The sequence below is a fragment of the Patiriisocius marinus genome, assembly GCF_008974325.1.
Classification (GTDB): Bacteria; Bacteroidota; Bacteroidia; order Flavobacteriales; family Flavobacteriaceae; genus Patiriisocius; species Patiriisocius marinus.
Window position 1 is genome coordinate 828,229 of record NZ_BKCG01000001.1, and the last position, 12,450, is coordinate 840,678.

The window sequence follows — 12,450 nt, forward strand, 5'->3', positions numbered from 1 at the left end:
TGCATTTAGCTTGTAATCTAACAAGTAGTGTATAAAACACCCCTTTAAAACTTAGTGTTTAAAAGGTAAAATTAAATAGACGCCTCGTTCTAGACGGGGAACGAATATGAAGAACATTCGCAATTTTTGCATTATTGCACATATAGATCACGGAAAAAGTACGCTTGCAGATCGTTTACTCGATGTTACAGGCTCAGTAACTGCCCGTGAACAACAAGCGCAATTATTAGATAGTATGGACTTAGAACGCGAACGTGGTATTACCATTAAGTCGCACGCCATACAAATGGACTATACCTATGAAGGGGAACAGTACATATTAAACTTAATTGACACTCCTGGTCACGTAGACTTCTCTTATGAGGTTTCACGATCTATTGCAGCTTGTGAAGGGGCTTTGTTGATTGTAGATGCAGCACAAAGTATACAAGCACAAACAATTTCTAATTTATATTTAGCACTAGAAAATGATTTAGAAATCATTCCAGTACTTAATAAGGTAGATTTACCAAGTGCAAATCCAGAAGAAGTTACAGACGATATTGTAGATTTATTAGGTTGCAACCCAGAAGATGTCATACACGCAAGTGGTAAAACAGGTTTTGGTGTAGAAAACATTTTAAAAGCAATAATTGAGCGTGTTCCTGCTCCTAAAGGAGATCCTGATGCGCCACTCCAAGCATTAATTTTTGATTCGGTTTATAATACTTTTAGGGGTATAGAAACGTATTTTAGAGTTTTTAATGGTGAGATTAAAAAAGGACAAAAAATTAAATTCGTCGCTACAGATAAGGAATATAATGCTGATGAAGTTGGAACTTTAAAGCTAACCCAAATTGCAAAGCAGAGTGTTAAAACTGGTGATGTAGGATATTTAATTACCGGTATTAAAACTGCAAAAGAAGTTAAAGTAGGTGATACTATTACAGATTTTGCAAATCCAACTACTAATATAGTTGAAGGTTTTGAAGATGTAAAACCAATGGTTTTTGCAGGAATCTATCCAGTAGATACAGAAGATTACGAGGAGCTTAGAAACTCTATGGAAAAACTTCAATTAAATGATGCTTCATTAGTGTTTGCTCCAGAGAGTTCTGCAGCTTTAGGTTTTGGTTTTCGTTGTGGTTTCTTAGGAATGCTTCATATGGAAATTATTCAGGAACGCTTAGAACGTGAGTTTGATATGACTGTTATTACTACAGTACCTAACGTATCGTACAACGCTTTTACAAACAAAAACCCTGATATCCCTTTTATTGTAAATAACCCATCAGATTTACCTGATCCTTCAACCGTTAATCGTGTAGAAGAGCCGTATATAAAAGCTACAATTATTACAAAGTCTGACTTTGTTGGAAACGTAATGTCTCTTTGTATTGAAAAGCGTGGTATGATAATTAATCAAACATATTTAACGCCTGTTCGTGTTGAGTTAACATTTGAAATGCCTTTAGCCGAAATTGTATTTGACTTTTACGATAGACTTAAAACTGTTTCTAAAGGATATGCTTCTTTTGATTATCACCCTATAGGAATGAAGGTTTCAAAATTAGTGCGTTTAGATGTTTTATTAAACGCACAGCCTGTTGATGCACTTTCTGCTTTAATACACGCAGATAATGCACATAACATTGGTAAAAAAATGTGTGAGAAATTAAAAGAACTTATTCCTCGTCAACAATTTGATATACCTATTCAGGCAGCTATTGGAGCAAAAATTATTGCTAGAGAAACTGTAAAAGCATTACGTAAAGATGTAACAGCAAAATGTTATGGTGGTGATATTTCACGTAAACGTAAACTATTAGAAAAGCAGAAAAAAGGTAAGAAACGGATGCGCCAAGTGGGTAACGTAGAAATACCTCAACAAGCTTTTATGGCAGTATTAAAGCTAAATGACTAAAACTAAAAAAGGCGATTCAATTAACTGAATCGCCTTTTTATATTATATATATTTAATACTAGTTACAACCTCCTGAAGCTTGTAGCGCATCAATATAAGTGTTGTAATTTATTGTTGTATCTGTACCAGCAACAAATGCATTTCCATTATCACCCTGACAAATTTCAACACTTTGCCCTCCACTATTACACGTCGTACAAGCTTGCCCTCCATCGTCATCACTACCACAAGAAGTTAATGCGAATGCAGCAAATACAGCTGCGAAAAATACTTTTTTCATTATGTTTGGTTTTAAGTTATATCGTAAATATATGGTTTTATACAGTATACAAAAAACAAGTTTTTAATATCTTATTCGCCACAAGTAGCTCCTGCAGTTATTAATCCATCTATGTAAGTAGCATATACAACACCTGTGTTTTCACCATTAATTGATGCATTACCATTACTTTCTTCACAAATAGTAAAAGGTATAGTTTGGTCTGAAGTACACGTTGTACATGAACGAGAATCATCGCTTCCACAAGAGGCAAGTAATGTAGTTACAATTATTAAAATTGAAGAAAAGGTTTTCATAAGGTCATATTTCAGTAGTAAAACGTACTAGAAAAAAGTTTATTTTATTAATGATCTTCATTTATAGGCACTTCAAGCTTTGCTGTTACAATATCCTCAAAATCGATAGGTTTACCTAAATATGCGATAATAGTTCCGTCTTCCACATTGATTTCTTTCAATGTGTCAATAAGATCAATTTGACCTTCCGGACTTTTAATAAATAATGGAATAGCATCGCGATTGTCACGAATAGATTCAAGCATTTTTAAAAACATTTCATGGTCATTAACTTCAATTTCTTGAATTGATGGGAAATCGCGAGCAACTTGTGTGAACCTTAAAAAATCGTGAGAGTTACTAAATATCTCATCTTTATTAACATTTTGATTGTTATTCAGTTCCTCTGTGGTCATTAACCTAAACGTTCCATTTTCTCCAAAACGTTTTCCAAACCTTGTCATCGCTTGTCGATTAATTTCATCACTTCCAGTCATTGCTAATAAGTAACCAACATCGCTCAACTCAATATTATCTGTAAGGTCATCATTATAAATATTTGCATTAATTGCATCAATACCCAACTCTTTTGCCTTTTCAATGTTTGTTCTATTACTGTCTACTAATACCACGTGACGGTTGTTTTTTTGTAGGTAACTAGCAATCAATCTAGAAACTCTAGATCCACCAATTATCATAATTCCTTCAGATTTTTTAAGAAAAACTCCAAGCAAGGAAGCTACTAGTCTAGCTGTTGTTGCATTTAGTAAAACAGTAACCAATACTAAACCAAAAACTAATGGTGTAATATACTCTGCTCCAGAAACACCCATTTCTACAAGTTTAGTACCAAATAGCGAAGCAATACCTGCGGCAACAATACCACGAGGTCCTACCCAACTAATAAATAGCTTTTCATTTGTTTTTAAATCGGATCCTGCAGTGCTTAAAAACACGCCTATAGGCCTCACAACAAAGATGATAATCCCAAAAAGTAAAGCTGTTTTCCAGTTATAGATCAACAACAAATCGTCAATGCTAATATTTGCTGAAAGCAAAATAAATAGAATTGAAATAAGTAAAACACTTAGCGATTCTTTAAAATACAGTAGTTCTTTTAGGTTTGGTAAATCACTATTTCCAAGATACATTCCCATTACTACAACTGCTAAAAGTCCGCTTTCGTGAGCAAATAAATCACTCAAAACAAAAATGAGTAACACCATAGAAAGGGAGGCAACATTTAATAAATAGTGCGGAATTACCTTTCGTTTTACTGCGTGGTACATAGCAAAACCTCCTGCAAGACCAAAGGCAAAACCAATAACGATAATTTTTCCAAACTCTAATAAGGCGTGTTTTGTATAACTTCCTCCAGCTCCATGGCTGTCTGCTGCACCTAAACTTTCTGCAGCATTATCGATAAGTTCTGTAGGGACATTAACGCTTATAAAACCAAAAACTAGTACTGCTACTAAAGCACCTATTGGGTCAATTAAAATACCTTCCCATTTTAATACAGCTGAAATATCTTTTCGTAATGGAATGTTTCTTAAAATAGGCGTTATAACCGTTGGTCCTGTTACAATAATCAATCCTGCGAATAAAAATGAAATTTGCCAATCTAGCCCAAAAAAGTAATGCGCAGAGACACCTGCTCCAAAAAATGTGATTATTGAACCTAAACTGATTAGTTTACCAATAACGCCACCTACCTTTTTAATTTCACCCATTTTTAGTGTTAATCCCCCTTCAAAAAGGATAATACCAATCGCTAATGAAACAAAATAGAAAAGACTCTCTCCAGGGAAAAATCCTTTTTCAGTATTCCAAATAGGTTGAATCCATTGAGTTCCATCTTCACTATAAAATGTTGAAAGTGGCCCTACTGCTAGTCCAATAAGTATTAAAGGTAAAATCGCGGGAATTTTAAATTTCCAAGCAATCCATTGTGCAAAGATTCCTAATATAATAATTCCTGCAAGTTCTAACATAAAGTGGTTGTTTAGGCTGTGAAAATATAAAGATACAGTATCAGCAGAAAACAATTAATAAAAGATTAACCGTAAGCGCTTATTCTTGACTTTTAAATCAACAACAATTTTAATAAAAACTTCGTAATTCAGTACTGTTTTACACACCCATATTTTAACTTCAAATTCTATTAAACCTCAAACTCTTATAGCCTTTTTTATAAAAACAGTATCTTGTCGCTCTTTCAATGATTTTGGCAAAGCCGAAATGTTAATGAAACAAACCATTTGGCACACAAAAATTTTACAACCATAGGCATTGGGGTTACTTTCTCTCCTAATCTTAAAGCTAACATTTATGAAGCTTCAAGGTTAGCGATGGTCTTTCAATCTAAATTACTACTTATTCACGTAGGTGATGTTTCAGAAGAAAAAAGACAAAAATTCGAAACAATTCTACAACCATTTATTGTAGATGGATTAGATGCACAAGTAGTGTTTCAGCCAGGTAAACCTGTTGATGCAATTTTAGAATCAGTCACAAAGCAAAATATTGACTTACTTATTTTAGGTGCTGTTAAAAGAGAAAGCTTATTAAAATATTATGTAGGTTCAATTGCGCGTAAAATTACACGTAATGTAAGCTGCTCTGTAATGTTGCTTATTAATCCCTCTATTGAGCGAGTACAATGCAAGCACATTGTTGTTAATGGTCTTGAAGACAAAAAAACGGAACAAACAATTGCAACAGCTTTTGTTGTGGCAACAGCTCTAGAGAGTGATAAAATTACCATTGTAGAAGAAATATCTCACGACAAAGTAGGTACAGTGGAAGATACTAAGTCACTACGAAAAACCAACTTGTTAAAAGAAAAAATAAAGCGTCAAGAAGATACACGTGTGCAAACAATATTATCGCACATTCCTGAGGCTCATAAAAAAAATCAAAATATAGCAACTCAGGCTATTTTTGGAAAAAGAGGTTATAGTATTGGGCATTACGCTCAAGTAGTTCGGGCAGATTTATTAGTGATGAATGCTCCTGAAAAGTCAGGGTTTTTTGATCGATTATTTCCACACGATATTGAACACATTTTAACTGAACTGCCTAACGATATTTTAATAATTAGATGAGTCCTAAAAAAAACAACTTAAGCTTATTCTTTAAAGCATTACCTAAAAATATATTTTCAGGTTTTGTGGTAAGCTTAATTGCGTTGCCTTTAGGTCTTGGTCTTGCAATGGCAAGTGAAGCGCCTCCAATAGCAGGAATTATTGCTGCTGTTGTTGGTGGTGTTTTAGTTTCTATCTTAGGTGGAAGCAATGTTACAATTTCAGGTCCTGGAAATGGATTAGTGGGAGTGCTTCTTGTCGCGATTACAACTTTAGGGATCGAAGGTGCTTATGCTGCTATTATTTGCTCCGGTATTTTATTAATTCTATTAGGGTTTTTGAAAATGGGGAAATTAGCAGATTTCTTTCCTTCATCAGCAATTCAAGGAATGCTTGCTGCCATAGGGCTAATAATTTTAGGAAAACAGTTTCATATTATGATGGGTAATAAACTATCTCTCGATGGAAGTATTGCTTATTTATTAGAAATTCCTTCTACAATAATTGGAGTATTTAAATACACAGACTCAGGGTTAATTTTTGCAGCTATAGCTGGTATTAGCTCTTTATTTATAATGGCGTTTTATGGTAAAATTAGAAACCGCTTTTTACAACTAGTTCCTGCTCCTATGTGGATTGTTCTAATCGCAATTGGTATTAGTTATTATTACGAACTAGTATTACAACAACCAAACCCAGTAAGCCCAGAATATATGATTTCTGGTATCCCTGCTCCAGCTCAAATTATTAATGAAATTCCTACACCTAATTTTAGCGCAATTGCAAGTGGATCCTTTTGGGTAAGCGTTTTAGCACTTACATTAATTTCAAGTATTGAGTCATTACTTAGTATTAAAGCTGTAGATAAATTAGACCCTCAAAAAAGACGTAGCAATGTAAATCGCGATTTAAAAGCACTTGGTCTTGCTACTATAGGTAGTGGGTTTTTAGGGGGCTTAAATGTAGTTACTGTAATTGCCCGAAGCTCTGTAAATGTAAATAATGGAGGTAGTAATCGAAGTGCCAACTTTGCTCACGCAAGTTTTCTAGTAATTTTTATCGTTCTTTTTAGTAGTCAATTAACTAGGATACCACTACCCGCTTTAATGGCTATTTTAGTCTATACAGGATATAAATTAGCTTCTCCAAAATTAATTGGAAAGCTTTTTTCAATAGGAAAAGAGCAACTACTAATTTTCTTTACAACGCTTTTAGTAACACTCTTCGTAGATTTAATTACAGGTATTGTTGCTGGAGTGATTATGACATTTATCATTCATATAATTATAAATAAAGGAGCTTCTATTTTCTTCCGAAATGTCATGAAACCTAATGTTCTGATGTTTCAAGAACAAGCAACAGGTACATATTATATAAGTGTGAAGCACTTTTGTAGTTTCCTAAATTTCTATAAACTGAAACAAAAACTAGATGACATTCCTGAAAATAAAGACGTCGTTATTGATTTCTCTCTATGCCAGTTTGTTGACCATACCGTTATGGAAAATCTAAGTGGATACCAAGAGGTATTTGTAAAAAGAGATGGCCATTTTGATGTTATTGGTCTTGACTTGCATGGAACAGAAAGTGCTCACCCTTTTGCCTTACGACGTTTTGTTCCTGGTTTACAAAAGAAAGGAACAACACTCACAAAACGTCAATTAACACTTTCGGAAATTGCTAAAGATTTCAATATGCAGTATGAAGCTGGAAAACTTAGTGATACGCACTTTTTAGACTCATATAGGTTTTTCAGAACAAAGAAAATAGAGCGTGTTTATAATAGGTTGTTTACTAAAAAAAGTACGTTTAAAATTTTTGATGTTAACTATTCAGAAGGAGAATTTATTGCTAAAGAGGAAGTAAAAACAACAATGCTTCATATAAAACTAGATCAAAATATTCCAACATTTACACTGGATCGTGAAGGTTTTTTAGAAAAAGTATCGCTACTAGCTGGTTTTAAAGATATCCCTATTGATAACCATAGCGACTTCACAAAACGTTTTTATTTAAAAGGTCAAAATGAAGCCTCAATCAAAGAGTTTTTTAATGATGAACTTGTAATATTCTTTGAAAGCAATCCTTATTATCATATTGAATCTAATGGCGAAGCACTACTTATCTATAGTAAAGAGCGAATTGCTGGAATAAAAGAAATTAAGAGTTTGAGAGATTTTGGAGAACGATTAGAAACTACAATATCTTCAAGAAAATTACAACCTGTTGAAATTTTCTAGTCTTTTTAAGTATTATGTATGTGTTCATTTATGAAAATGTATTGAAGTAATCTTAATAAAATCTTAACTTTATCATACATGAACTGTCCTTTTTGTAATTTGCATCACCTATGAAACTACACCCTATTGAAGCGGGAAATTTTAAGCTAGATGGCGGCGCTATGTTTGGCGTGGTTCCAAAATCTCTTTGGACTAGAACTAACCCTGCAGACAGCAATAACATGATTGATATTGCTGCACGTTGTTTATTAATAGAAAACGGAAATCGATTAACTCTAATCGACACCGGTATGGGTAATAAACAATCCGATAAATTTTTTGGTTATTATTTCCCTTGGGGAGATTACTCACTCGATAGCTCACTTAAAAAAGCAGGGTTCCATCGAGATGATGTTACCGATGTTTTTATGACACACTTACACTTTGACCATTGTGGTGGTAGTGTACAATGGAATAAAGACAAAACAGGATATGAACCAGCTTTTAAAAATGCAAAATTTTGGAGTAATAAAAATCATTGGGATTGGGCAACAAACCCCAACCGAAGAGAGAAAGCTTCTTTTCTAAAAGAGAACATATTACCAATGCAAGAAAGCGGCCAATTGAATTTTATCAATAGTGCCACAAGTAGCATTTCCGAAGAAAATAATACGCACGATTTTTTAGCTAACACACCCCTTGACTTTGGAACTTTCTTCGCAGATGGACACACTGAAAAACAAATGCTTCCTGTAATACAATACAAAGGAAAGAAACTTGTTTTTATGGCAGATTTACTACCAACAACTGGCCATCTACCATTACCTTTTGTGATGGGTTATGATACAAGACCACTGCTTACAATGCCCGAAAAAGAAAAGTTTTTAAACGCGGCAGCAGACAATAATTATTATTTATTTTTGGAGCACGATGCTCATAACGAGATTATTACAGTAAAACATACTGAAAAAGGCGTACGTCTAGATCAGACTTATACATTTGACGAATTATTTAATTAACAATCACCTATGACAATTTTAAAATCATCATTTATTGCAATTGCAGCAGCTTCATTATTAGCAAGTTGTGGCTCAGGATCAGCTCCTATTATTTCTACTCCTGTAGAAAACATAGACATGCTTCCTTTAAAAATAACTCCTATTTCTGACGCACAATTAAAAATGTGGAGTGATTTGGATTTACAAAATGACACTATTCCAGGAATGGGAGTAGATCGTACTTATACTGAAATTATTAAAAACCGTAAAGGTCAAAAAGTAATTGTAGGTGTTATAGATAGTGGTGTTGATATTGAACACGAAGATTTAAAAAACGTAATCTGGACAAATCCTGGCGAAATTGCAGGAAATAATAAAGATGACGATGGTAATGGATATGTTGATGATATTCACGGATGGAACTTTTTAGGAGATATCGTAGCTGAAAATTTAGAATATGTTCGTATCGTTAAAAAATTGAACACTAAATATGAAGGTAAAACGGAAGCATCAGTAAGCGCTGCAGACCGTGAAGAATTTGCTCTATATCAAAAAGCAAAAGCTGAAATGAGTAAAGAGATTGAACAAACAAATGCTAATGTAACTCAATACACAGGTATCCTTAGTCAATTAAAGCCAGCTCACGCTGCAATGACAAAAAAATTAGGAAAAGCTGATTATTCTAAAGCTGATTTAGCAGGAATTACTAACCCTACTGAAGCTGAGCAACAACAAATAGGGTTGTTAACACAAATGCTAAACTATGACGATACTATTCCTGCTTTCATTAAACAAGTTGAAGGTGGAGTTTCGTACTTCCAAGGTCGTTTAGATTCGCACTTTAACATGGATCGTAATTTTAGAGCTGAAGTTTTAAAAGATGATGCAGATGATGCTTCAACTAAATATTACGGTAATAACGATGTAGATGGTCCAGATCCTAAAAAAGAAGATGCAAAACACGGAACTCACGTTTCTGGTATTATTGCTGCACAACGTAATAACGGTGTAGGAATGAACGGTGTTGCTCAAAACGTTGAAATTATGGTTGTACGTGCTGTACCTGATGGAGATGAATACGATAAAGATATTGCAAATGCAATTCGTTATGCTGTTGATAATGGAGCAAAAGTAATCAATACTAGTTTTGGTAAATACTACTCAACGCACCCAGAATGGGTAATTGACGCAATTAAATATGCAGCTAAAAAAGATGTGTTAATTGTTAACGCTGCAGGAAACGAAGGAATCAACCTTGATGAAAATATAGTATATCCAAATGACCAAACAAAAACTGGCGCTGAATACAGTGATACTTTTCTAACTGTTGGAGCTTTAAACTACAAATACGGTGGTGAACTAGTTGCAAATTTCTCAAACTACGGTAAAACGAATGTAGATGTTTTTGGACCAGGAGTTAAAATCTGGGCAACTACACCATTAAATACTTACGAGTACTTACAAGGAACATCAATGGCTGCACCTAATGTTGCTGGTGTTGCTGCAATGATTAGATCGTACTACCCAAAACTATCTGCTAAGCAAGTAAAGCAAGTTTTAATGGATAGTGGTTTAACAACTAAAACCCCTGTCGTACTTGGTGGAGATCCTTCAAACACTGCTCCGTTTAGTTCAATTTCAACTTCAGGAAAAATGGTAAACATGTATAACGCATTTATTATGGCGTCTAAAATGTAACACTCGTTCTGCCTTTCAATTAGAAAGGTAATGGAGCAAATAAAATACACACAAGTCCTCGGCTCCGCTTGGATACCAAAGTAAAATGGTATTTCAGTGAAGCTGAGGATTTTTTTTAAACTAAATTATACTATGAAATATCTATTAAATTTAAGCTTGGCATTATTTTTCTTCGGAAATGTGACAGCTCAAAACAACACAAGCTATTGGCAACAACACGTTGACTACACAATGGAAATTGATGTTGATGCTGAAAAAAATCAATACAAAGGAGAACAAACACTTGAATACACAAACAACTCTCCAGATGTATTAGACAGAGTTTACTTTCACCTCTATTTTAACGCGTTCCAACCTGGAAGTGAAATGGACGTAAGATCTTTATCTATTGAAGATCCAGACCGTCGTGTTGGAGACAGAATTTCAAAATTAGCTCCAGACGAAATAGGGTACATTAAACCAACAAAGTTAAAACAAGATGGTAAAAAAGCAGCTTATTTTATTGAAGGAACTGTAATGACAGTATTATTAAATGATGCAATTAAACCAGGGAAAAGTACCACTTTTAAAATGGAATGGGATGCACAAGTACCATTACAAATTAGACGTAGTGGACGTGATAATGAAGAAGGTGTTCGTTTTTCAATGACACAATGGTACCCAAAAATAGCAGAATATGATTTTCAAGGATGGCACGCAGACCCATATATTGGGCGTGAGTTTCATAGCCCTTGGGGAGACTTTGATGTTACAATCAATATCGACGAAGAATATGTGGTTGCAGCAACAGGATATAGCGCTGAAAATGTAAAAGGATCAACAGAATACAAAGACGTAAAAAAAGGAAAAAAAGGAACTCGTACTTGGAATTTTATAGCGCCTAATGTTCATGACTTTACCTGGGCTGCAGATCCAGATTATATTCACGATCAGTATGATGGGCCTAATGGTGTTACATTAAACTTTTACTACAAAAACAACCCAGAGATTAAAGAAAACTGGAAAAATCTTCAGCCTAAAACTGCTGAAATGTTAGATTATTATAACAAAAACGTAGGTCTTTATCCATACAAACAATACTCTGTAATTCAAGGTGGTGATGGTGGTATGGAGTATGCTATGAGTACTTTAATTACAGGAAATAGAAAATTTGGAAGTTTAGTTGGTGTTACTGCTCACGAATTAGCACATACTTGGTTTCAGTTTTTATTAGCAACTAATGAAGGTAAACACGAATGGATGGATGAAGGATTTACTTCATATATTTCTGACGAGGCTATGAATTTTATCAATAAAGATAATAACCCTAACCCACATTCAGGATCATATAGAGGTTATGTATTTTTAGCTAATAGCGGTAAAGAACAACCACAAACAACTCACGCAGACCGTTATGCAAGTAACCGTGCTTATGGTATTACAGCATATAGTAAAGGCGCTGTTTTCTTGACTCAATTAGGATATGTTATAGGAAAAGAGAACTTAGATAAAACACTAAGAAAATACTTTGCAGATTGGGCTTTTAAACACCCTACCCCTAACGATTTTATTAGAGTTGCTGAAAAAGTGAGTGGATTAGAACTAGACTGGTATTTAATGGACTGGACACAAACTACAAACCAAATTGATTATGGTATTAAAAGTGTAGAAACAAGAAAAAATGCGACTGTTGTTACATTAGAGCGAATAGGCTTAATGGGAATGCCTATTGACCTTGATGTAACTTATACGGATGGAACTCAAGAACAATTTTATATTCCGTTACAAATGATGCGTGGTGAAAAACCATCAGATTTCATCGATTACAAAAGAACAATCTCACCAGATTGGGCTTGGGCTTATCCTACTTACGAATTAAGTATTCCAAGTACTAAAAAAGTAAAGTCAATGATGATTGATGCTTCTAAAAGATTAGCTGATGTAAATCCTGAAAATAACAGTTGGGGTATTGAAGTTGAAGAAAAATAAAATTTTCAAACTTTAATTAAGTC

The 12,450-nt window shown here is 34.1% G+C and carries 9 protein-coding genes; 6 read left to right on the forward strand and 3 right to left on the reverse strand.

All coding sequences use genetic code 11. The annotated features are described in order from the left end of the window. The first annotated feature begins 106 nt into the window (after positions 1-106). Positions 107-1,903: a translation elongation factor 4 gene (lepA, locus tag GBH57_RS03645; RefSeq protein WP_151672688.1), complete on the forward strand. Its 1,797-nt coding sequence runs from the start codon at positions 107-109 to the stop codon at positions 1,901-1,903. Positions 1,904-1,961: 58 nt separating this feature from the next. Here the strand turns inward: lepA and GBH57_RS03650 are convergent, their stop codons facing one another. The 3 genes from GBH57_RS03650 to GBH57_RS03660 form a co-directional block, all read right to left on the reverse strand. Further along, a complete protein-coding gene (locus GBH57_RS03650) occupies positions 1,962-2,183 on the reverse strand; it encodes a hypothetical protein (protein WP_151672689.1) in 222 nt (73 codons plus the stop codon). Between the two features lie 71 nt (positions 2,184-2,254). After that, positions 2,255-2,479 carry a hypothetical protein gene (locus tag GBH57_RS03655; RefSeq protein WP_151672690.1) on the reverse strand — a complete coding sequence of 75 codons (225 nt, stop codon included), beginning with the start codon at positions 2,477-2,479 and terminating at the stop codon, positions 2,255-2,257. A gap of 47 nt (positions 2,480-2,526) precedes the next feature. Continuing rightward, complete coding sequence (locus GBH57_RS03660; protein WP_151672691.1) at positions 2,527-4,452, reverse strand: cation:proton antiporter; 1,926 nt, start codon at positions 4,450-4,452, stop codon at positions 2,527-2,529. A 267-nt stretch (positions 4,453-4,719) separates the two neighbouring features. Between GBH57_RS03660 and GBH57_RS03665 the strand changes: the two genes are divergently transcribed. The 5 genes from GBH57_RS03665 to GBH57_RS03685 all read left to right on the forward strand — a co-directional run bounded on the left by GBH57_RS03665 (position 4,720) and on the right by GBH57_RS03685 (position 12,427). Beyond that, complete coding sequence (locus GBH57_RS03665; RefSeq protein ID WP_151672692.1) at positions 4,720-5,565, forward strand: universal stress protein; 846 nt, start codon at positions 4,720-4,722, stop codon at positions 5,563-5,565. Continuing rightward, positions 5,562-7,784: a SulP family inorganic anion transporter gene (locus GBH57_RS03670; protein WP_151672693.1), complete on the forward strand. Its 2,223-nt coding sequence runs from the start codon at positions 5,562-5,564 to the stop codon at positions 7,782-7,784. Before GBH57_RS03665 ends, GBH57_RS03670 begins: the two co-directional genes overlap by 4 nt. A 110-nt stretch (positions 7,785-7,894) precedes the next feature. Further along, positions 7,895-8,782 carry an MBL fold metallo-hydrolase gene (locus GBH57_RS03675; protein ID WP_151672694.1) on the forward strand — a complete coding sequence of 296 codons (888 nt, stop codon included), beginning with the start codon at positions 7,895-7,897 and terminating at the stop codon, positions 8,780-8,782. 9 nt (positions 8,783-8,791) lie between these two features. Continuing rightward, positions 8,792-10,459, forward strand: a complete 1,668-nt coding sequence (locus GBH57_RS03680) for a S8 family peptidase (RefSeq protein WP_151672695.1) — start codon at positions 8,792-8,794, stop codon at positions 10,457-10,459. A gap of 132 nt (positions 10,460-10,591) precedes the next feature. Further along, positions 10,592-12,427, forward strand: a complete 1,836-nt coding sequence (locus GBH57_RS03685) for a M1 family metallopeptidase (RefSeq protein WP_151672696.1) — start codon at positions 10,592-10,594, stop codon at positions 12,425-12,427. Positions 12,428-12,450: the final 23 nt, after the last annotated feature.

What these genes read in the sequence shown, in the direction of transcription:
- lepA (WP_151672688.1), top strand. Translation starts at nt 107, where the DNA reads ATGAAGAACATTCGCAATTTTTGCATTATTGCACATATAGATCACGGA.
- GBH57_RS03680 (WP_151672695.1), top strand. Translation starts at nt 8,792, where the DNA reads ATGACAATTTTAAAATCATCATTTATTGCAATTGCAGCAGCTTCATTA.
- GBH57_RS03650 (WP_151672689.1), bottom strand. Translation starts at nt 2,183, where the DNA reads ATGAAAAAAGTATTTTTCGCAGCTGTATTTGCTGCATTCGCATTAACT.
- GBH57_RS03670 (WP_151672693.1), top strand. Translation starts at nt 5,562, where the DNA reads ATGAGTCCTAAAAAAAACAACTTAAGCTTATTCTTTAAAGCATTACCT.
- GBH57_RS03660 (WP_151672691.1), bottom strand. Translation starts at nt 4,452, where the DNA reads ATGTTAGAACTTGCAGGAATTATTATATTAGGAATCTTTGCACAATGG.
- GBH57_RS03655 (WP_151672690.1), bottom strand. Translation starts at nt 2,479, where the DNA reads ATGAAAACCTTTTCTTCAATTTTAATAATTGTAACTACATTACTTGCC.
- GBH57_RS03685 (WP_151672696.1), top strand. Translation starts at nt 10,592, where the DNA reads ATGAAATATCTATTAAATTTAAGCTTGGCATTATTTTTCTTCGGAAAT.
- GBH57_RS03675 (WP_151672694.1), top strand. Translation starts at nt 7,895, where the DNA reads ATGAAACTACACCCTATTGAAGCGGGAAATTTTAAGCTAGATGGCGGC.